The sequence below is a fragment of the Streptomyces sp. NPDC102274 genome (genome assembly GCF_044766385.1).
In the GTDB taxonomy this organism is placed as follows: Bacteria; Actinomycetota; Actinomycetes; order Streptomycetales; family Streptomycetaceae; genus Streptomyces.
The window spans coordinates 63,614-83,474 of record NZ_JBIWLW010000003.1; the positions used below are offsets into that span (position 1 = coordinate 63,614).

18 protein-coding genes are annotated in these 19,861 nt (G+C 67.8%); 11 read left to right on the forward strand and 7 right to left on the reverse strand.

The features are described from left to right. Nucleotides 1-50 precede the first annotated feature (50 nt). Nucleotides 51-1,715, reverse strand: coding sequence for a fumarate hydratase (locus ACIRQP_RS04830; RefSeq protein WP_403883490.1), 1,665 nt, complete (start codon nt 1,713-1,715; stop codon nt 51-53). Between the two features lie 205 nt (nt 1,716-1,920). Between ACIRQP_RS04830 and ACIRQP_RS04835 the strand changes: the two genes are divergently transcribed. Together ACIRQP_RS04835 and ACIRQP_RS04840 are read left to right on the forward strand one after the other, a co-directional pair. Beyond that, nucleotides 1,921-2,619 carry a DUF1707 domain-containing protein gene (locus ACIRQP_RS04835; RefSeq protein WP_403883493.1) on the forward strand — a complete coding sequence of 233 codons (699 nt, stop codon included), beginning with the start codon at nt 1,921-1,923 and terminating at the stop codon, nt 2,617-2,619. 208 nt (nt 2,620-2,827) lie between these two features. Further along, nucleotides 2,828-3,202 carry a WhiB family transcriptional regulator gene (locus ACIRQP_RS04840; protein ID WP_403883496.1) on the forward strand — a complete coding sequence of 125 codons (375 nt, stop codon included), beginning with the start codon at nt 2,828-2,830 and terminating at the stop codon, nt 3,200-3,202. A gap of 157 nt (nt 3,203-3,359) precedes the next feature. On the opposite strand, the gene glpX is transcribed toward ACIRQP_RS04840, so the two are convergent. After that, nucleotides 3,360-4,391: a class II fructose-bisphosphatase gene (glpX, locus tag ACIRQP_RS04845; RefSeq protein WP_403883499.1), complete on the reverse strand. Its 1,032-nt coding sequence runs from the start codon at nt 4,389-4,391 to the stop codon at nt 3,360-3,362. A gap of 123 nt (nt 4,392-4,514) precedes the next feature. Between glpX and ACIRQP_RS04850 the strand changes: the two genes are divergently transcribed. Beyond that, a complete protein-coding gene (locus tag ACIRQP_RS04850; RefSeq protein WP_403883503.1) occupies nt 4,515-5,099 on the forward strand; it encodes a DUF4245 domain-containing protein in 585 nt (194 codons plus the stop codon). Between the two features lie 104 nt (nt 5,100-5,203). On the opposite strand, the gene ACIRQP_RS04855 is transcribed toward ACIRQP_RS04850, so the two are convergent. The 4 genes from ACIRQP_RS04855 to ACIRQP_RS04870 form a co-directional block, all read right to left on the reverse strand. Then, nucleotides 5,204-5,791 (reverse strand): malonic semialdehyde reductase, encoded by a 588-nt coding sequence (locus ACIRQP_RS04855; RefSeq protein ID WP_403883506.1) that lies wholly within the window; start codon nt 5,789-5,791, stop codon nt 5,204-5,206. Between the two features lie 138 nt (nt 5,792-5,929). Further along, nucleotides 5,930-6,163 carry an exodeoxyribonuclease VII small subunit gene (locus ACIRQP_RS04860; protein ID WP_403883509.1) on the reverse strand — a complete coding sequence of 78 codons (234 nt, stop codon included), beginning with the start codon at nt 6,161-6,163 and terminating at the stop codon, nt 5,930-5,932. Nucleotides 6,164-6,352: 189 nt separating this feature from the next. Beyond that, complete coding sequence (xseA, locus tag ACIRQP_RS04865; protein ID WP_403883513.1) at nt 6,353-7,561, reverse strand: exodeoxyribonuclease VII large subunit; 1,209 nt, start codon at nt 7,559-7,561, stop codon at nt 6,353-6,355. Nucleotides 7,562-7,695: 134 nt separating this feature from the next. Next, a complete protein-coding gene (locus tag ACIRQP_RS04870) occupies nt 7,696-9,162 on the reverse strand; it encodes an APC family permease (protein WP_403884364.1) in 1,467 nt (488 codons plus the stop codon). Between the two features lie 86 nt (nt 9,163-9,248). Here ACIRQP_RS04870 and ACIRQP_RS04875 point away from each other — a divergent pair, with 86 nt between their 5' ends. Both ACIRQP_RS04875 and ppgK read left to right on the forward strand, forming a co-directional pair. Further along, on the forward strand, nt 9,249-10,277 hold the full coding sequence (locus ACIRQP_RS04875) for a 4-hydroxy-3-methylbut-2-enyl diphosphate reductase (protein WP_403883516.1): 1,029 nt from the start codon (nt 9,249-9,251) through the stop codon (nt 10,275-10,277). A gap of 133 nt (nt 10,278-10,410) precedes the next feature. Then, nucleotides 10,411-11,148: a polyphosphate--glucose phosphotransferase gene (ppgK, locus tag ACIRQP_RS04880; RefSeq protein WP_403883519.1), complete on the forward strand. Its 738-nt coding sequence runs from the start codon at nt 10,411-10,413 to the stop codon at nt 11,146-11,148. Nucleotides 11,149-11,167: 19 nt separating this feature from the next. Here the strand turns inward: ppgK and ACIRQP_RS04885 are convergent, their stop codons facing one another. Further along, on the reverse strand, nt 11,168-11,749 hold the full coding sequence (locus tag ACIRQP_RS04885) for a DUF6542 domain-containing protein (protein WP_403884367.1): 582 nt from the start codon (nt 11,747-11,749) through the stop codon (nt 11,168-11,170). Nucleotides 11,750-12,053: 304 nt separating this feature from the next. Here ACIRQP_RS04885 and ychF point away from each other — a divergent pair, with 304 nt between their 5' ends. From ychF to ACIRQP_RS04915, 6 genes are all read left to right on the forward strand, one after another. Next, nucleotides 12,054-13,142 (forward strand): redox-regulated ATPase YchF, encoded by a 1,089-nt coding sequence (gene ychF, locus ACIRQP_RS04890; protein WP_403883522.1) that lies wholly within the window; start codon nt 12,054-12,056, stop codon nt 13,140-13,142. 645 nt (nt 13,143-13,787) lie between these two features. After that, complete coding sequence (locus tag ACIRQP_RS04895) at nt 13,788-15,014, forward strand: ATP-grasp domain-containing protein (protein ID WP_403883525.1); 1,227 nt, start codon at nt 13,788-13,790, stop codon at nt 15,012-15,014. Between the two features lie 19 nt (nt 15,015-15,033). Then, complete coding sequence (locus ACIRQP_RS04900) at nt 15,034-16,092, forward strand: LLM class flavin-dependent oxidoreductase (RefSeq protein ID WP_403883528.1); 1,059 nt, start codon at nt 15,034-15,036, stop codon at nt 16,090-16,092. After that, nucleotides 16,089-17,312: an ATP-grasp domain-containing protein gene (locus ACIRQP_RS04905; protein WP_403883531.1), complete on the forward strand. Its 1,224-nt coding sequence runs from the start codon at nt 16,089-16,091 to the stop codon at nt 17,310-17,312. The genes ACIRQP_RS04900 and ACIRQP_RS04905 overlap by 4 nt, the downstream gene beginning before the upstream one ends. Before the next feature lie 3 nt (nt 17,313-17,315). Continuing rightward, complete coding sequence (locus ACIRQP_RS04910; protein ID WP_403883534.1) at nt 17,316-18,560, forward strand: acetyl-CoA carboxylase biotin carboxylase subunit family protein; 1,245 nt, start codon at nt 17,316-17,318, stop codon at nt 18,558-18,560. A gap of 52 nt (nt 18,561-18,612) precedes the next feature. Continuing rightward, a complete protein-coding gene (locus ACIRQP_RS04915) occupies nt 18,613-19,857 on the forward strand; it encodes an MFS transporter (RefSeq protein ID WP_403883536.1) in 1,245 nt (414 codons plus the stop codon). Nucleotides 19,858-19,861: the final 4 nt, after the last annotated feature.

A 19,861-nucleotide genomic window follows, 5' to 3' on the forward strand; every position in this document is an offset into this window, starting at 1 on the left:
GCCGTGCGGGGCCCCGGGGGAGCCTGGCGGTGCCAGGCGGTCGGGGGGCGTCAGGCGAGACCGGGGCCGCGTACCGGGATGCTGGTGAACGTCGGTGCCGGGGCCGGCTCGGTGAAGAAGTCGTTGCCCTTGTCGTCCACGACGATGAACGCGGGGAAGTCCTCCACCTCGATCTTCCAGACCGCCTCCATGCCCAGCTCCTCGTACTCGACGACCTCGACCTTCTTGATGCAGTCCTGGGCGAGCCGGGCCGCCGGGCCGCCGATCGAGCCGAGATAGAAGCCGCCGTGCGTGCCGCACGCGTCGGTGACCTGCTTCGAGCGGTTGCCCTTGGCGAGCATGACCTTCGAGCCGCCCGCCGCCTGGAACTGCTCCACGTACGAATCCATCCGGCCGGCGGTCGTCGGGCCGAACGAGCCCGAGGCGTACCCCTCGGGCGTCTTCGCCGGGCCCGCGTAGTAGACCGGGTGGTCCTTCAGGTACTGCGGCATCTCCTCGCCCGCGTCGAGCCGCTCCTTGATCTTGGCGTGCGCGATGTCACGGGCCACCACGAGCGGTCCGGTGAGCGAGAGCCGCGTCTTGACCGGATACCGCGTCAACTCGGCGAGGACGGCATCCATCGGACGGTTGAGGTCGACCCGCACGACCTGTCCCTCGTCGAGGTGTTCGTCGGTGGTCTCCGGGAGGAAGCGCGCCGGGTCCTTCTCCAGCCGCTCCAGGAAGACACCCTCGGCGGTGATCTTCGCGACGGCCTGCCGGTCGGCCGAGCAGGAGACGGCGATCGCGACCGGCAGCGAGGCGCCGTGCCGCGGCAGCCGCACCACCCGTACGTCATGGCAGAAGTACTTGCCGCCGAACTGCGCGCCGATACCGATCTTCTGCGTCAGCTCGAAGACCTTCTCCTCCAGCTCCTTGTCACGGAAGCCGTGGCCGGTCGGCGAGCCCTCGGACGGCAGCTCGTCCAGATAGTGAGCGGAGGCGTACTTCGCGGTCTTGAGCGCGAACTCGGCGGACGTACCGCCCACCACGATCGCCAGGTGGTAAGGCGGGCACGCGGCCGTACCGAGCGAACGGATCTTCTCCTCCAGGAACTTCATCATGGAGGCCTCGTTGAGGACCGCCTTGGTCTCCTGGTAGAGGAACGACTTGTTGGCGGAGCCGCCGCCCTTCGCCATGAAAAGGAACTTGTACGCGCCGCCGTCGGTCGCGTACAGCTCGATCTGCGCGGGCAGGTTCGAGCCGGTGTTCTTCTCCTCCCACATGGTGAGCGGAGCCATCTGCGAATAGCGCAGATTCAGCTTCGTGTACGCGTCGTAGACACCGTGCGAAAGGGCTTCCTCGTCGCCGCCGCTCGTCAGTACGTTCTGCCCGCGCTTGCCCATCACGATCGCCGTACCGGTGTCCTGGCACATGGGCAGCACGCCCGCGGCCGCGATGTTCGCGTTCTTGAGGAGGTCGAGCGCCACGAACTTGTCGTTCGAGGACGCCTCGGGGTCGTCCACGATCCGGCGCAGCTGGGCGAGATGAGTCGGGCGCAGATAGTGCGAGATGTCATGCATCGCCTCGGCGGCGAGCGTACGCAGGGCTTCCGGCTCGACCTTGAGGAACGTACGGCCGTCGGCCTCGAAGGTGGAGACACCTTCGGCGGTCACCAGCCGGTACGGCGTGGTGTCCTCTCCCAGCGGAAGCAGATCCGAGTACGTAAACTCCGGCATTACGGCCATTCCTCACTCGACAGACAGCGGCGTGGCCTCCATTGGCGACGCGCGGCGCGTCCTCCAGCGTAGGGCGCGGCACCGACAGCGATGCTGTGAGGTAAGGCTCAGTCGCGACTGCTCGCGGGGGCGTGGCGGTTCTTCCACCATGTCCGGTCCGGACAGGGCCTAGTCGCGATCTATCGCGTTTCGCTACCCTGGGGTCGTGGACCTCGAAAAGCACCCTCAGAAGCCGGTCACGCAGAAGCCGGTCGCGCCGGCGGAGCCCCCGGCCATCCGGGCCTCCGACGCCGACCGTGACCGGATCGCGGACATCCTCCGGGAGGCCCTCGCGGAGGGCCGGCTGGACGCCGAGGAGCACGCCGAGCGGATCGACTCCGTGTACCGGGCCAAGACCGTCGCCGAACTGGAGCCGCTGGTACGTGACTTGCCGGTCACCGGAGCCGACGGCCGCCGGGCCGCCCCGGGCGAGTCCTCGTCGGGCTCGTACAAATACGGCCCGGAGGACCCCTCGGCCCCCGCCGAGAACCTCGTCGCGATCTTCAGCAGTTCGACCCGCAAGGGCCGCTGGCGCATCGGCCGCAAGACCAACGCCTTCGCGCTCTTCGGCAATATCGAGATCGACCTGACCGAGGCGCTCTTCGGGCAGCGGACCACCGTGATCAACGCGACGTCGATTTTCGGCAATGTCGAGATCACGGTCCCCGAGAACATCTCGCTGCGCGGCAACGGCACCGGAATCTTCGGCAATTTCGAGGTGCTCACGCTGGAGGCCGAAGAGCAGGACGCGCCGACGGTGATCGTGAACGGGTACTCGGTGTTCGGCAATGTCGAGGCCAAGCCGAAGCGCGGCAAGTTCATCGCCGATCTCCGTAATCAGCTCCGCAAGCACTTCGGCCACTGACTCGTCCGGTTCGTTCGGCTCGTACGGTTCGTCGGGCTCATTCGGCTCGGCCGCTTCCGGCCGAAGCCGTCCTGTCACGTGGGCGTCCGGGATTCCGGACCACGTTCCGGACTCCGAACTGGCTGCCACTCAGTGCATAGGCGTGCGTACAGCGGGTAGGGAAAGCTTCATCGTCTCTCGCTCGCGAAGCCGTCGTCAGGAGTAGACCGTGCTGCAACTGCCGCATCAGCCCCTGCAGGTCGCCGCCGTACCGCCCCAGCGGAGTCCCGCTCGGGAGGATCAGGCCGGGCCCTGGCATTCGGAGGCGGTGTGCCGCCGGGACGAAGCCGGATTGTTCTTCGCCCCTTCCAAGGAGCCGACAGCCGCGAGACTGGCACGGGAGGAGGCCGCGAAGCGGGTCTGTGCCCGTTGTCCGGTCATGGTCGACTGCCGGGAGCATGCCCTGCTCCAGCCCGAGCCGTACGGGGTGTGGGGCGGGCTGACCGCGGCCGAGCGCCGAGTGGTGCTGGCCCGTCGCAGGCGGCGCGAGGTGGAGCTGCGGAAGGCCGCCGCGCCGGGCGACCGGATCGCCGCCGCCGGTTGAAGCGTGGCGGTACGTACGTACGTGGCGGTACGTGCGTATACGGAGGGGGCGCCCCGCCGCACAGCCGGGGCGCCCCTCCGTATACGCCATGGGCCATGAAGGCCCTTGCGCCGTATGCCGTTTCAAGCCCGTACGCGCCAACGGCCAGGATCCCCGGCTACTTGGCGCGGTCGAAGTCGATCGTGCTGTAGGCCCGGAGCTTCGAGAGCCGATGGGTCGAGTCGATCTGCCGGATCGTGCCCGACTTCGAGCGCATGACCAGGGACTGGGTGGTCGCGGTCTCCGAGCGGTAGCGCACCCCGCGCAGCAGTTCGCCGTCCGTGATGCCCGTGGCGACGAAGAAGACGTTGTCGCCACTGACCAGATCGTCCGTGGACAGGACGCGGTCCAGATCGTGCCCGGCGTCGATCGCGTGCTGCCGCTCGGCCTCGTCCTTGGGCCACAGCTTGCCCTGGATGACACCGCCGAGGCACTTTATGGCGCACGCCGAGATGATGCCCTCGGGGGTGCCGCCGATGCCCATCAGCAGGTCGATGCCGGTGCCGTCGCGCGCGGCCATGATCGAACCGGCCACATCGCCGTCGGAGATGAACTTGATCCGCGCGCCCGTCTCCCTGATCTCCTTGACGATGCCGTCGTGGCGGGGGCGGTCGAGGATGACGACGGTGACATCCTCGGGCGAGGAGCGCTTGGCCTTGGCGACCCGGCGGATATTGACCGCGACGGGCGCGTTGATGTCGACGAAGTCGGCCGCCTCGGGGCCGGTGACCAGCTTGTCCATGTAGAAGACCGCGGACGGGTCGAACATGGCCCCGCGGTCGGCGGCGGCCAGGACGGCGATCGCGTTCGGCATGCCCTTGGCGTTCAGGGTGGTGCCGTCGATGGGGTCCACGGCGATGTCGACCTCGGCGCCGGAGCCGTCACCGACATGCTCGCCGTTGAACAGCATCGGGGCTTCGTCCTTCTCACCCTCGCCGATGACGACCACGCCGTTCATCGACACGGTGGAGACGAGCGTGCGCATGGCGTTCACCGCGGCGCCGTCGGCGCCGTTCTTGTCACCGCGCCCGACCCACCGGCCGGCCGCCATCGCGGCGGCTTCGGTGACCCGGACGAGCTCCAGTGCGAGGTTGCGGTCGGGTGCCTCGGGAGACACCTCAAGGGGAGGCGGGAGGTGATGCTCGGTCATCGGAACGCACCTTTCTGTACGGCGACGGCCGTAAAAGAGGGTGATACGACTCTATCCGTACATCGATAAAATGAGCAGTGGGCCCCACGTATGAGCGCCGCGCCGTGATGCGACGATGGGGCGGTGGCGAGTAAGCGAGGCAAACAGACGGTGCGGGACCTGTTCCTGTCGATGGCGGTCATCGGGGTCGTCGTCGCCGGGATCTATGTGTTCATCCCGCATGACGAGAAGGCGACCCCGGTCAAGGCGGTCGACTACCGGGTCGAGCTGCTGACCGCGCGGCGCGCGGCGCCGTACCCGGTACTGGCGCCGACGGGCCTGGCGGAGACGTGGAAGCCGACGTCCGTCTCGTACAAGCGCGAGAGCGACAACGCCTGGCATCTCGGCTACCTGGCACCGGACGGCGAGTACGTCGCGGTCGAGCAGTCGACGGGGGCCGCGGAGAAGTACGCCGCAGAGGTCAGCCAGCAGGCCGCGGACACCGGCAAGACGCAGCGGGTGGCGGGCGAGACCTGGCAGCGCTGGGAGGGGCCGAAGTACGACGCCCTGGTCCGGACGGACGGGGACGCGACGACGGTGGTGACGGGTACGGCGTCCTATGAGCGGCTGGCGGAGATGGCCGCCGCGCTGGAGGCCGACAAACCGCGGTCCGGGGAGCCGGGGTCCGGGGAGCCGCAGTCCGGGAACCCTGAGGTCGCGGAGTCCTGAGGTCGCGGAATCCTGACGGGCGAGGCCGCTGTCCGGTACGGGGTGTACGGGACAGCGGCCTCGTCGTCTGCCGGGCTCGGGCGGCTGGGCTCGGGGGGCCGGGCTCAGACGGTGGTGATGGCGTCGTCGAAGGAGAGGCGCGGGGAGCGCGGGAACCAGGCGTTCTCGCCGGGCTTGCCGATGTTGATGATCATCAGCGGGGTGTGGTCGTCGTCCAGGAACTCCTTCTGGACAGCAGCCGAGTCGAAGCCCGTCATCGGGCCCGCGGCGAGCCCGGCGGCGCGAACGCCGACGATGAAGTAGCCGGCCTGGAGCGTGGCGTTCAGCGCGGCGGCCTGCTCACGGACCGAACGGTCACCGAAGAAGTCCTTGGCCTGCGGGAAGTGCGGGAAGAGCTGGGGAAGCTCCTCGTGGAACTCGTTGTCCGCGGCCAGGATCGCGACGAGCGGCGCGGTGGCGGTCTTGTTCTGGTTGCCCTCGGCCATGAGCGGTACGAGGCGCTCGCGGGCCGCGGCGGAACGGACCAGGACGACGCGCAGCGGCGACTGGTTCATCGAGGTGGGGCCGTACTTGACCAGGTCGTAGATCGCCTGGATCTGCTCCTCGGTCACGGGCTCGTCGGAGAACGTATTGGCCGTACGTGCCTCACGGAAGAGGAGGTCCTGAGCGGCGGGGTCGAGAATGAGGGACATCTGAAGTACCTTCCGGGGCGCGATGGATCAGGCAAACAGCATTTACCGTACAACCGGATGTATGAACATTCAACAAAAACTGGCCCAGGTGACTCTACTCACAGCAGCCCCGGCAGCCCCGCAGCCCCGGCCGTCAGGTCACTGTGCCCCGTCGCCGTCCTGTTCTGACTCGTCCGCCAGGGACGCGTCGAGCCGCGCCCTGGCACCCTCCAGCCAGCGGCGGCACACCTTCGCCAGCTCCTCGCCCCGCTCCCACAGTGCCAGCGAGTCCTCCAGGGACGTACCGCCGGCCTCCAGCCGCCGTACGACCTCGATCAGCTCGTCCCGCGCCTGCTCGTAACCGAGCGTCGTGCCCTCGTCCGTCCTGGCCATGTGATCCACCCTAGCTAGTGCCCCTTCCGGCAACGTTTGCCCCGTCGGGCAAACAATGCCGGTCGCGGCACTGGTTACGCGCGCGTGGGCGCGGTCCGACAATGACAACGTCAGCGGCTGTGTGAACGATTCCGTCAGTGATTCCCTCAGCGGGTCCGGCAGCGATCACGTGGGCGATCACGTCGGCGTTCACTCGGCGACCCGCACCGTGAACTCACCCTCCGCCACCCTGGCCCGCAGCTCCTCGGCCGCGGTGACCTCCTCCGGGGAGCGTACGACCGTCCCGTCCGGCCGCTGGAGCACCGCGTACCCACGCCCCAGCGTGGCCGCCGGCGACAGCGCGACCACCCTTGCCCGGGTGTGCGACAGCTCCGAGTCGGCGCGGTCCAGCAGATGCCGCAGCACACGCCGGCTCCGGTCGGCGAGCGCGTCCACCTCGGCCGCGCGCTCGTCCACCATCCGGTGCGGCCGCTCCATCACGGGCCTCGCCAGCGCGTGGGCGAGACCGCGCTCCTCCCGGTCGAGCAGCCCCCGTACCGTCCGCAGCGCCCGGTCCCGCAGGGCCTGTACGCGATCCTGCTCCTCCCCGACGTCCGGCACGATCCGCTTCGCGGCGTCGGTCGGCGTCGAGGCCCGTACGTCCGCCACCAGGTCGAGCAGCGGCGCGTCCGGCTCATGGCCGATGGCGGAGACCACGGGCGTACGGCACGCGGCCACCGCCCGTACCAGCTGCTCGTCCGAGAACGGCAGCAGATCCTCCACGCTGCCGCCGCCGCGCGCCACGACGATCACGTCCACCTCCGGCAGCGCGTCCAGCTCCTTGACCGCCTGGACGACCTGCGCCACCGCGTTGACCCCCTGCACCGCGGTGTTGCGGACCTCGAAGCGCACCGCGGGCCACCGCCGCCGCGCGTTCTCCAGCACATCGCGCTCGGCCGCCGAGGCCCGCCCGCAGACCAGCCCGATCAGCTGCGGCAGAAAGGGCAGCGGCTTCTTGCGGTCGGCGGCGAACAGCCCCTCGGCGCCCAGGGATTTCCTCAACCGCTCCAGCCGGACGAGCAGTTCACCGATCCCGACGGGCCGTATCTCCGTGGCCCGCAGCGACAGCTGACCGCGCGGCGCGTACCACTCGGGCTTGGCCTGCACCACGACCCGCGCGCCCTCGGAGACCACATCGGCGATCGCGTCGAAGACCTGCCGGTAGCAGGTCACGCTCACCGAGATGTCGTACGACGGGTCGCGCAGCGTCAGGAAGACGACGCCCGCCCCCGGTCTGCGCGAGAGCTGGGTGATCTGTCCCTCGACCCAGACTGCCCCGAGCCGGTCGATCCATCCACCGATGAGCCGCGACACCTCGCCGACGGGCAGCGGAGCGTCCGCGGATGTGTTGAGAGCCATACCAGGGAGCGTATCGGCCGCCTGTGACATCGTTCCGAAAACCGCTTTGCGGACACGGACCGTCGCTGCGGCCCGCTGCCTCCGGCCCCGGCTACGGCTCTCCGGGCCCCGGCTATGCCCCTCCGGGCCCCCGGCTATGGCGTGCCGGTGCCGGTGCCGGTGCCGGAGAGCGGGGCCGACCGTCCGCGTCCCCGCTGCACCAGCAGCACCACCAGACCCACCGCCAGCCAGATCGCCCCCGCCAGCCGCGCCGAGCCCGCCGCCTCCACGATCACCGCGATCAGGATCACCGCGCCGATCACGGGCAGCACCACATGGGTGAACCAGCGCACCGGCCCTTCCCGGCGCCGCACCGCGAACCACCCCACCACCGACGCGTGCAGCAGCACGAACGCCGTCAGCGCCCCGATGTTCACCACCGAGACCAGCCGGTCGAGCCCGTCGGCGCGCCGGGCCGCCCATACGGCGGCCACCAGCGTCACCACCGCGGCCAGCAGCAGTGCCAGCCGGGGCACGCCCGAGTCCGTACGGGAGAGCACGCGCGGCAGCCGGCGCTCGCGGCCCATGGCGAAGAGCAGCCGTCCGGCCGCCGCCTGCGCGGCCAGCGCCGCGAACGCCGCGCCGATCGCCTTGCTGACCGCCACCAGATCGTGCAGCCAGGTGCCGACCGAGGTGTCCACCGCGTCATAGAACGCGGAGCCCTGCGCGGCCGGATCCGCGGCCAGCTCCGCCGAGGACATCGGCTCAAGCAGCGCCACGAGATAGGTCTGCGCGACGAACAGCGCGCCCGCCAGCATCAGACAGAACAGCACGGCGCGCGCCACCTGCCGCGATCCGCCCGTCACCTCTTCCGCGAACGACGCGATCGCGTCGAAGCCGAGATAGGACAGCACGGCCACCGACACCCCGCCGAGTACGGCGGCCGGTGAGAAGCCCACATCGCCCGTGAACGGCGTGGCCCAGCCGCGCGTCCCGCCGTCCTGCGCGAGCACCGCGACGGCCGACACCACGAACACCAGCAGGACGACGATCTCCATGGCGAGCACCGCCATCCCGACCCGGGCCGCCGCCCGTACCCCCCAGAGGTTGAGCAGAGTGGTGATCACGACGGCGATCGCGGTCCACACCCAGCGGTCCACGGACGGAACCAGCGCCTCCATGGCGATGCCGGCGAAGAGATAGGCGACCGCCGGGATCAGCAGATAGTCGAGCATCGCCATCCAGCCGGCGATGAATCCGGCTCCCTCGCCGAGCCCCTTGCGCGCGTACGCGAAGACGGAGCCCGCCTGCGGGGCGACCCGCACCATCTGCGCGTAACTGAACGCGGTGAACGCCATCGCGACCGTCGCCACGACGTAGACCAGGGCCACGGAGCCATGGGACTTGGCGTCGAGCGTGCCGAAGACCCCGACGGGCGCCATGGGAGCGATGAAGAGGAGTCCGTAGACGACGAGGTCGCGGAAGCCGAGCGTCCGCCGCAGTCCGCCGCCCTCGGGCCGCCGGATCGCTGCCCCCGGCCGGGCGTCCGGCCGGCCTTCCGACGGCGCGTCCGACGGCCCTTCCGACGGCGGCCCGTCAGAACCGGTGCCGGTCCCGGCCATCGCGTCCCTCCGGTCGATCACGTAGGCCCAGTCTCGGGCCGCCGCCCGTCGTCCCGCCTCTTCTGGACGGCCTTACGATGGGACGCATGACTGCCACGTCCCGCCCGTCGCCCGCCGCCACCTCCAGTGGAGACGCCGCGCGCCGCGCCGGCAAACGCGTCCTGCTCGCCGCTCCCCGTGGTTACTGCGCCGGTGTCGACCGTGCCGTGATCGCCGTGGAGAAGGCCCTGGAGCAGTACGGGGCGCCGATCTACGTCCGTCACGAGATCGTCCACAACAAGTACGTCGTCAGGACCCTGGAGAAGAAGGGCGCGATCTTCGTCGAGGAGACGGCGGAGGTCCCCGAGGGGTCGATCGTCATGTTCTCGGCCCACGGCGTCGCGCCCGTCGTCCACCAGGAGGCGGCGGACCGGAAGCTCGCCACGATCGACGCGACCTGCCCGCTGGTCACCAAGGTGCACAAGGAAGCCGTCCGGTTCGCGGACGAGGACTACGACATCCTGCTCATCGGCCACGACGGACACGAAGAGGTCATCGGTACGTCGGGCGAGGCCCCGGACCACATCACGCTGGTCGACGGCCCCGACGATGTCGCCAAGGTCGAGGTGCGCGACGAGTCGAAGGTCGTCTGGCTCTCGCAGACCACGCTGTCGGTGGACGAGACGATGGAGACGGTCGGGGCGCTCAAGGAGAAGTTCCCGCAGCTGATCTCGCCGCCGAGCGACGACATCTGCTACGCCACGCAGAACCGCCAGATCGCGGTCAAGCAGATGGGCGCCGCCGCCGATCTCGTGATCGTGGTCGGCTCCAAGAACTCCTCCAACTCGGTCCGGCTGGTCGAGGTCGCCCTCGGCGCGGGCGCGGGCGCCTCGTATCTGGTGGACGGCGCCGACGAGATCGACGAGGCGTGGCTCGACGGCGTTTCCACGGTCGGTGTCACCTCGGGCGCGTCCGTCCCGGAGATCCTGGTCGAAGGCGTACTGGAGTGGCTCTCGCAGCGCGGCTTCGAGGATGTCGAGATCGTCAAGTCGGCCGAGGAGTCGATCACGTTCTCACTGCCGAAGGAACTGCGCCGCGACCTGCGCGTCGAGGCGGCGGCTCTCGCGGAGAAGTAGGACCGGACGCGGGGCGGAGGCAGCGGAGGCACGGGCCGGGACGGTACGCGGTACGGAGGCAGGACGTACCCGGGCAGGACGAAAGCCGCCGCCCGGGACGTCGCTGTCAGCATCTGGCCGTAACGTTGTGTCCATGAACGTCTTCGGAGTGGACATCGGTGGCTCGGGCATCAAGGGTGCGCCCGTGGACCTGGAGCGCGGCGATCTGGTCGAACCGCGGTACAAGGTGCTGACCCCGCACCCGGCGACGCCCGAGAGCGTCGCCGACGGCGTGGTGGAGGTCGTGCGGCACTTCGGCTGGTCGGGCCCGGTCGGCATCACCTTCCCCGGGGTGGTCACGGGCTCGGTGATCCGTACCGCCGCCAATGTCGACAAGGCCTGGATCGATACGGACGCGGGGAAGGTGCTCGGCGAGCGGCTGGGCCAGCGGACCACCGTCCTCAACGACGCCGACGCGGCGGGGGTGGCCGAGATGGCCTTCGGCGCGGGCAGAGGCCGCAAGGGCCTGGTGTTCCTGCTGACTTTCGGTACGGGCATCGGCAGTGCGCTCTTCGTGGACGGCAAGCTCGTGCCCAACACCGAGCTGGGTCATCTGGAGCTGGACGGCCACGAGGCGGAGAAGCGTGCCTCGACGAAGGCCAAGGACGACGCGGACCTGGGCTGGCACCACTGGGCGCACCGCGTCCAGAAGTATCTGGCCCATCTGGAGATGCTGTTCTCGCCCGAGTTGTTCATCATCGGCGGCGGGGTGAGCCGCAAGGCCGACAAGTTCATTCCCCTCGTCGAGGGGATCAGGGCGGAGATCCTCCCGGCGGAGCTCCAGAACAACGCGGGGATCGTGGGCGCGGCGATGGCGGCCGCGGGAAGGTGACCGAGCCCGTACGGCGCGGCTAGCCGCGCCGTTCGGCCCTGGGCACGGTGGTTCCGGGAGCCGTTCCGGGAGCCCTGGTCGCGGGGCCGGGACCGGCTGTTCGATACGCCGTGGCCCCGGCCCGGGCCGCCCCCGCCCTGGCCGCCGCGTCCCGGGCGCTCTGCCGCCGGCTCATCTGCTGCACCTTCCGTACGGTCGCGATGAGCCCGGCGACGAGTGTGCCGCCGTACAGCCAGCCCGCGTGCACGGCCAGGGTGGTGACGAGCGCCATCGTCTGCCCGCCGAAGCCGCCGGTGCCGCCGGCGATCGGGTACGCGCCGGCCGCGAACGCGATCGGCACGCTGATCGGCGCCGTGACCAGGTCGGCGGTACGTACCCAGAGCGCGGTCACCGCGCTGACCAGCAGGAACAGCACCCCGTAGACCATGGGCGCGCCGTCGAGGAGCAGCTGGTCCAGAAAGGCGACGGCCAGCATCGCCGCGGCGGCGAACAGACCGGCGCCGAGTCCGGTGAACCGCGGATTGGGCAGTCCGCGCAGCCGCGCCGTCGGCGGCGACACCCGCGGACGGGGCGTCACCGGTGCCCGGTAGCCGCCGGGCACCGGTACCCGGTACCCACCGGCGGTTCCGGGGCCGGTCCCGGCGAAGGTGCTCGGGGGGCGCTGTCGACGCTGCTGCGGTTGACGTGTCCTGTGCTGCTCCACCGGACCAACGTAGGTGGCCCGGGGCGACGATGCGGGCTTTGGACACGCCCTTTGGGTGAGCTTGGCGTTGAGTTCGAGGTTGGGCGGCCGGAGCGAGGCGCCCGCGCCCGTCGGTAGCGGCTTCGGCCCGCCCGTAAACTGGGAGATCGGCCCGCCCGGGTCACACGCCATCAGCCAGTCCTCACTTCAGGAAGTCGCCAACGTGTCGCTCACGATCGGAATCGTCGGCCTGCCGAATGTCGGCAAGTCGACCCTGTTCAACGCCCTGACCAAGAACGACGTGCTGGCGGCCAACTACCCGTTCGCCACTATCGAGCCCAACGTCGGCGTGGTCGGCGTGCCGGACCCGCGGCTGGACAAGCTCGCGGAGATCTTCGGCTCGCAGAAGATCCTTCCGGCCACGGTCGACTTCGTCGACATCGCCGGCATCGTGCGCGGCGCCTCCGAGGGTGAGGGCCTGGGCAACAAGTTCCTGGCGAACATCCGTGAATCGGACGCGATCTGCCAGGTCATCCGGGCCTTCAAGGACGAGAACGTCGTCCATGTCGACGGCAAGGTCTCGCCCAAGGACGACATCGAGACGATCAACACCGAGCTGATCCTCGCCGACCTCCAGACGATCGAGAAGGTCCTCCCGCGCCTCCAGCGCGAGTCGCGCATCAAGAAGGAGGTCGTGGGCCAGGTCAAGGCCATCGAGGAGGCCCAGGCCATCCTGGAGACCGGCGAGACCCTCTTCTCGGCCGGCATCCTCCAGGGCACGGAGAAGGCCGAGCCCCTGCGTGAGCTGCACCTGCTCACCACGAAGCCCTTCCTCTACGTCTTCAACGTCGACGAGGACGAGCTGACGGACGACACCTTCAAGGACGAACAGCGCGCCCTGGTCGCCCCCGCCGAGGCGATCTTCCTCAACGCCAAGCTGGAGTCCGACCTCGCCGAACTGGACGACGACGAGGCCCTCGAACTCCTCCAGTCGGTGGGCCAGGAAGAGCCGGGCCTCGCCACCCTCGCCCACGTCGGCTTCCGCACCCTGGGCCTGCAGACCTACCTCACGGCAGGCCCCAAGGAATCCCGCGCCTGGACGATCAAGAAGAACGCGACGGCCCCCGAGGCGGCCGGTGTGATCCACACCGACTTCCAGAAGGGTTTCATCAAGGCAGAGGTCATCTCCTTCGCCGACCTGGTCGAAACGGGCTCGGTGGCGGACGCCCGCGCGGCGGGCAAGGCGCGGATGGAGGGCAAGGAGTACGTCATGCAGGACGGCGACGTAGTTGAATTCCGCTTTAACGTTTAGCGCACGTCGGTATCGACGTGGCGATCTGGCAAACGCGCAGGTGAAACGGGGTCCGCCCTATTCGGGGCCGACCCCGTCGCCGTGCCCGTCGCTGGATCTGTGCTGGATGTCCTGACGTCTCGTCACCTGTCGTCAACCCTGGTTTTCCGTACCGCTGTTGGACCGGCGCCGGACCACCTGACGATGCGTCAGCTGGATGGAGTGCGTACGGTCGCGCCTTGGCCGCCCGGACGGCCGATCTCCGTTTGTGTGAGTCACGGAACTCAGACATAGGCGAACATCGCCACAGACGAATTGATGCCAGGGATCGGTTGACCTTTAACCGCAGTAGCTAATAGTGTCTCGCCCGTTGCACGGGAACGTTGTTGGTACGAAAGGCAACACGGGGGGGGCCCGGATTGTTGACTTATTTTTTGCCCTGAGATCAGTTGCGCGTAGACCCGACTTGCGGTACGCGTCCACGGGATCCGGGCGGAACCTTACTCATTAGCTTCGCGACGTCTCGCGGCTTATTTTCATCACTCGTTTCCATGAACGATGGTGAAATTTGCCATGTCCGGGACCTGGTCGCGAGTGCTCTCCATGCGAACCATCGCCATGCTCAGAGCTAGATTTCGAGGAACTTCTGTGTCTTATCGTGTCCTGGTGGTGCAGCCTGCGTTCTCCGCGAACGCTTATGTCGCTCATGCCCATTCCCTTGGTTGGGAGGTCTTAGTGGCCTCCCACGAAAGCGAGGGCCGCAGAGTCGCAGACGTGGTGCGATCTCTCGCCACAGAAATACTCACGGTGGACACCAATGACAGCACTGCCCTGGAGGCTGCTGTCGATCGGGCTCACCAGCGGAACACAATTCATGCCGTTGTCGCCGGCGGCGAATACTACGTGCCGGCCGCCGCACAGTTGTCTGCCCGGCTCGGTCTGCCCGGTCTGGACCCCGCTGCCGTCGACCAGGTCCGGCACAAAGCGAGAATGCGCGAGGCGGTGGCCGCGGCCGGCCTGGAGGTACCGAAGTTCACCGTGGTCCGCGATCTGACGGACATCGAAGAAGCCTGTGCGTACGTGGGCTTCCCCGCGGTCATCAAGCCGGTCGATTCCGGCGGTAGCGTCCATGTCTCGCGCGTTGACACACCGGAAGAGGTACGCGCGGCGGTGGCCGCGATGCACGCCGAAGAAGGGCTTGAGTTCGACCGGGCACTGACCACCGACGCGATCCTCGAGCAGTACGTCCCCGGTACGGAGTACAGCGCCGACGGTTATGTACGCGACGGCGAAGTGGTCGTCGTGGCGGTGACGCGGAAGCTGCTCGGGCCCGAGCCGCGATTCCTGGAGCTCGGGCACCTCACGCCGGCCCCGCTCGACGAACCCACCCGTCATGAGCTGGCGTCGTACGCTTCGGGCGTCGTCGAGGCAGTGGGGATCACGACCGGGCCGTTCCACTGCGAGCTGCGTCTCAGCGATGGCCGCCCGGTCCTCATGGAGGTGGCGGCGCGCCTGCCCGGTGACAAGATCACCGACCTCATGGAAATGGCCGCCGGCCTCGTGTTGCCGGGAAAGGTACTCGCGGATATCACCGGCGCTGATCCGGTGAGTGCGGGAGCATACCGGGAACCTGTCGCCAAGGCGGCCGGGATTCGCTTTCTGACAGCGGGCGGAACGGGTTCGTACGCGCGGCTCGACGGCTGGGAGGAACTGACGGCCGAGCCGTGGGTGGTGGCGAGCCAGGTCCTCATAGAACCGGGCGCCGGGATCAGCACGGATGAAGCGGACTACAGCTGCCGGATCGCCGCCGTCGTATTCACTGCGGATTCCCCTGAAGAGTCGCACGAACGCTGGTCCGAGATCGGTGACCGCGTGCGTGTGCTCGGTGCCTGAAATGGAAGGGAAAACCAATATGGACGCTCTGCGCTTACACTGGTGTTCGCCCCCCGACACGGGACAGGCGACGCCGACGGATACGTATAAGATCGGCGCGCTCGATATGGGTGAAGTCATCGACTTCGTCCAGGAGGCCGAAGAGCTCGGCGTCGACAGCCTGTTGTTCGGAATCTCCAACTACCTGCCCGATCCGCTCCCGGTGCTCGGTGCTCTCTCGCAGGTGACGGATCGCATCAAATTCATGCTCGCCTATCGCCCCGGCCTGATGTCGCCGACACTCTTCGCGCAGGTCGTCAACACGCTTTCCTGGATGTCGGACGGGCGTATCTCCCTCAACATCGTCTCCGGAATCTCACCAGCGGAACAGGCCGGCTATGGCGATTTCCTCAGCCATGATGAGAGGTACGCGCGATGCAATGAGTTCCTTGAGATCATTCGGGGTCTCTGGGAAGGCGAGTCGCCGCTGAGCTACGACGGGCAGCATTACACCGTCAAGGACGCGGCGCTGGGCCTCGGCCACAAAGGCGGCGGAAGGCCTGAGATCTATATCAGCGGGGCGTCCGGTGTGGCACAGCAGACGGCGCTGGCCTCCGGCGACTGCTGGCTGCGCTATGGAGACACCCCTGAGGGGATCGCACAAGCGAGCCGGCCGCTCATCGAGGGCGGGTGCCGGGTGGGCACCCGAATGCACGTGCTGGCTCGGGCCACTCGTGAGGAGGCGGTGGCGGAGCTCGCCCACCTCATGCGCAATCCGGATGAGGATCACGAGGCGTGGATCCGTCAGTGGGTGAACACGACCGACTCCGAGGCGGTGAAGTCCTCCTACCGGCTGGCGGACGGTGCGACCGACGAGTGGCTGTCGCCCTACATCTGGACCGGTGCCGTTGCCTACCGCGGCGGTCCGGCACTGTGCATAGTCGGCAGCTACGAAGAAGTGGCCCAGTACATTTACAGCTACAAAGCTGCGGGCATCAGTGAGTTCATTTTCTCCGGATGGCCGACCCGGGACGAGATGAGGAACTTCTTCACTCATGTGGCTCCCCTGATCCGGCGCCTCGAAGAGGCGTCGTCATGAGCGAGCGCGGTGACCAGGAGCTTCTGCTCGTCGGCGTCGGAATAATGGGTCGTCCGTACGTGGCGGCCGCCCGGCGACTGGGCCTGCGCGTACGCGCCATCGAGGCGCACGACTGGGCCGGTGGGATCGAGGATCTGGTCGATGCCGTCGAGCCGAGCCAGGGCAGGTACGGCTCGCTGGACGAGCTGTGGGCCGAGACCGTCCACGCCGCCGTGCTGGCGAGTCGGCCGGACGGAATTTTCGGGTTCACCGAATCGCACGTCCTGGGAGCGGCCATGGCGCAGGACCGCTTCGGTCTGCCCGGACCGTCACTCCAGGCAGCCGTGATCTCGCGGAACAAAGCACTGCAGCGCGGACGCTTCCGCGCCCACGAGATCGGCCAGCCCGAGTATCTCCTCACGAACGACCTCGCGGATTCGGCGGAATGGGCCGGCGCTCGCCTTCCCGTGGTGGTGAAACCGCTGTCGTCGGCCGGCAGCGACGGCGTCGAGCTCGTGGCCGATGCCGACGCCTTCGACCGTGCCGCGCTCCGGCGCGCTTCGGAGCGGCCGCTCCTGGTGGAAAGCGCGCTCGAAGGACCTGAGTACAGCTGGGAAGCCCTGGTTCGTGACGGAGAGGTCTGGTTCTCGAACCTGACCGCGAAGACCACGACGGGCCCGCCCAACTTCGTCGAGCTCGCGCATCGGGTCGCGGCGCCCCTGTCGACGGCGGACGCCGATCGTGTCGCCGAACTCGGCAGATCTGTCCTCTCGGCCATCGGGATGCGTACCGGAATCGTCCATCTGGAGTTCCGGATGACGAGTTCAGGGCCTGCGGTGATGGAGGTGGCGGTCCGCACACCCGGCGACTACATCATGGAGTTGTGCACCCTGGCGTACGGGATCGACTGGCACGAGATGGTGGTGCGGCTCGCCATCGGTGCCGAACTGCCACCGCCGCCGGAGGGGCCGGTGCGGCACGCGGCCAGCCTTTTCGTGACCTCCGATCCCGGCGTGGTGGTCGCCGTCGACGGGCTGGACGCAGTCCGGAGTCACCCTGCCGTCGTGGACGCCGCGTTCAAGGTGTCGGTCGGTGACACCGTCGGACAGACCTCCTCCTCCCTGCAGCGGACCGGGTACGCGGTGCTCGCCGCGGATTCGCCCGAGGAACTGGAAGAAGCAATCGAGTTCACCCGGCGAACTCTGTCGATCAAGACGGTTCCCGCGGCGACTGAGGAGTGACCCGTGCATATTGTTGTCGTCAATCGCTGGCCAAGGTTTCATGACGGGCAGCGCTGGGACTTTTCGCTCGGCCGCTTCGAGGAGCTCATCGACCATGAGCGGCATCGCGTCAGCTACGTGGTCGACCCAGTTGGCGCCACCGGCGTTCTCGCGGATCCCTCGCAGATCGCCGGTCTCGTCGAGATCGACGATGTCAACGATTTCGGGGCGCTCTGCGCAGCGGTTCGGGAGATCGCGGATCAGGTGGGCCCGGTCGATCAGCTCATCGCGGTGTCCGAGTTCACGCTCGGCATAGCGGCTGAGGTCCGCGAGGCACTTGGCATCCCCGGCCCGCGCCCTGAGGACGTGGCGGTCTACCGCAACAAGCTGAGGATGAAGGAGTTGGTCGCGGAGGCCGGCATACGCGTGCCTCTCTTCGCTTCCTGCGGCACGGCGGAGTCCGCGGTGACGTTCGCCCGGACGACCGGGTTCCCGCTGATACTCAAGCCGGTATCCGGGGCGGCGAGCATGGGAGTGCACCGCGTCGACGACGAAGGCACGCTCACGACGCAGCTGGAGCAGATCGACACCGGCGACTATGAACTCGAAGAGTTCATCGACGGGGCCATCTACCACGTGGACGGGTTCGCGGGCGAAGATTCGCAGGTCCCATTCCTGGCGGTTTCTCGCTACATCAATGACTGCCTGTCCTTCGAGTCCGGCGGACAGCCGCTCGGTTCAGTCGTTGTTCAGGCATCCCCGTTGCGGAGCCGCATAGAGGAATTCACGCGGCGGTGCATGTCGGCTCTGGGCATGAGCTCCATGCCATTCCACCTCGAACTCTTCGTCACGCCGGACGGAGACCTGGTCTTCCTGGAGGTCGCAGGCCGCATCGGCGGAGCCGAGGTGCCGTATCTCACGGAAAAACTCTTCGGAGTCAACCTTTTCCAGGTCTGGCTGGACGCACTCTGCGAGGGGCGGGTGACGCTCCCGCCCATGACAGGCGATCCGTCCGGCGGCTGGCTGATCATCCCGAAACCGGATGGGCTGCCGGCGCGGGTTGTCACGGTGACTCCTATGCGCGGGGATTTCGGGACGATCTGGCGAGAGCTGGTGCCGAGCCCAGGTGAAGTACTGCCTCCGGGGGGCAGCTATGACGCGGTGCACAGCGGGCGGTTCATCCTGATCGGGGACGAGGCGACCGTGGAAGAAGACATTCGGAAGATTATCGCTGGTTTCCATATCGAGACCGTTCCAGTGTCGGAGTGACAAGTCTCGCGCCGTGCTGTGGCCGGCGGAGCAAAAGGGAGCACTCAATCTGATGACCACGCGATCACGGTTGCACCGCAGGCTTTTCGGCTGCGGCGTCCTCCTCGGAATCGTCGCAGAGCAGATGATGTTATTCGCCGTGCCTCTGCTTATCTTTCAGGACACCAAAGAAGTATCTGCTCTCGGATTCGCTTACGCGATCGAGTGGCTTCCGGCCCTGCTTGCGTATCCCTTCGCCGGGCTCCTCGCCGATCGGGACGGCGGCGCACGGCTGTTCCGCTTCGTTTCCGCCGGCCGGGCCGTCGTCCTTGTCGGCGCCCTCGTAGGCTGTCTGGCCGCCCCTTCCTTGCTGACGCCGATTTTGATGACCTCCGGGGCGCTGCTTTCCCTCTTGATGGCGCCGGTACGGATGTCCGTCGAAAAGGTGGTGCCGCAACTGGCCAAGGGCACGGAGCTGGCGAAAATTCAGGGCCTGGTCCAGAGCATGGAGGTGTCGGCGATGGCCGTCGGCCCCGCCTTGGCCATGCTGGGCGTGGCCTTCATCGACAAGATCTGGCTCCTGGGCGCCGCCGCGGCGTTCTTCCTCGTGGCGGCGGCCTGCTGGCTACCGCTGCCTCGCGGGCTGCGGTCGCCCAGCAGCGGTGGAGCGCGAGAGACGTTTGCCGAGCTCAGACTGGGCTGGTCACTCCTGGCAGGCAGCAGGCCGCTCGTCCTGCTGGCCGGCCTCAACTTCTCGATCAACCTGGTCTTCGCCACAGTGCTCAGCGCCAATGCCGCACTTGTCACGGGTGTGTTCCACGCCCCGGAATCAACGTTTGCCTTGCTCAACATCTGCGTCGGCGTACTTGGAATCGTCAATCTCCTGGCGATCCCATTCTTGCTCAGATACGTCGACGTTGGGATGCTCGGAGTCTTCGGCCTCATTCTTCTCTGCGTTTGTCTGGTGTTTATCGGGTTCGCCTCCTCAATGCTGCTGTATGGTGTGGCATTTGTTGCGGCGATGCTCGGCGTGACGTACTTCAACGTCTTCAATCGAACGCAACGGATCAAGGTCCTGCCACAGGAGCACCTGGGCAAGGTGATGGGGCCGTTCTATCTGCTCAATATGCTGGCCCTGCCCATCGCCGGTCTTCTCGTGGCCGGTTTCGGATCCAGCGTGGGCCCGCAACGGCTTGTCGCTGTACTGGCGATAGCGCTCACCGGATTCGGTGCGATCATGCTGCCATTGACAGTACGTGCTTTCGGTCGCGCGATTGCCGCACGGGAGGTATCTCTCGTGGACGCGAACGTAGAATAGTAAC

Coding starts and splice junctions, on each gene's coding strand:
- ppgK (WP_403883519.1), top strand. CDS start 10,411: ATGAACGTCTTCGGAGTGGACATCGGTGGCTCGGGCATCAAGGGTGCG.
- ACIRQP_RS04860 (WP_403883509.1), bottom strand. CDS start 6,163: ATGGCCAGGACGGACGAGGGCACGACGCTCGGTTACGAGCAGGCGCGG.
- ACIRQP_RS04855 (WP_403883506.1), bottom strand. CDS start 5,791: ATGTCCCTCATTCTCGACCCCGCCGCTCAGGACCTCCTCTTCCGTGAG.
- ACIRQP_RS04905 (WP_403883531.1), top strand. CDS start 16,089: ATGAGCGAGCGCGGTGACCAGGAGCTTCTGCTCGTCGGCGTCGGAATA.
- ACIRQP_RS04830 (WP_403883490.1), bottom strand. CDS start 1,715: ATGCCGGAGTTTACGTACTCGGATCTGCTTCCGCTGGGAGAGGACACC.
- ACIRQP_RS04900 (WP_403883528.1), top strand. CDS start 15,034: ATGGACGCTCTGCGCTTACACTGGTGTTCGCCCCCCGACACGGGACAG.
- xseA (WP_403883513.1), bottom strand. CDS start 7,561: ATGGCTCTCAACACATCCGCGGACGCTCCGCTGCCCGTCGGCGAGGTG.
- glpX (WP_403883499.1), bottom strand. CDS start 4,391: ATGACCGAGCATCACCTCCCGCCTCCCCTTGAGGTGTCTCCCGAGGCA.
- ACIRQP_RS04915 (WP_403883536.1), top strand. CDS start 18,613: ATGACCACGCGATCACGGTTGCACCGCAGGCTTTTCGGCTGCGGCGTC.
- ACIRQP_RS04870 (WP_403884364.1), bottom strand. CDS start 9,162: ATGGCCGGGACCGGCACCGGTTCTGACGGGCCGCCGTCGGAAGGGCCG.
- ACIRQP_RS04875 (WP_403883516.1), top strand. CDS start 9,249: ATGACTGCCACGTCCCGCCCGTCGCCCGCCGCCACCTCCAGTGGAGAC.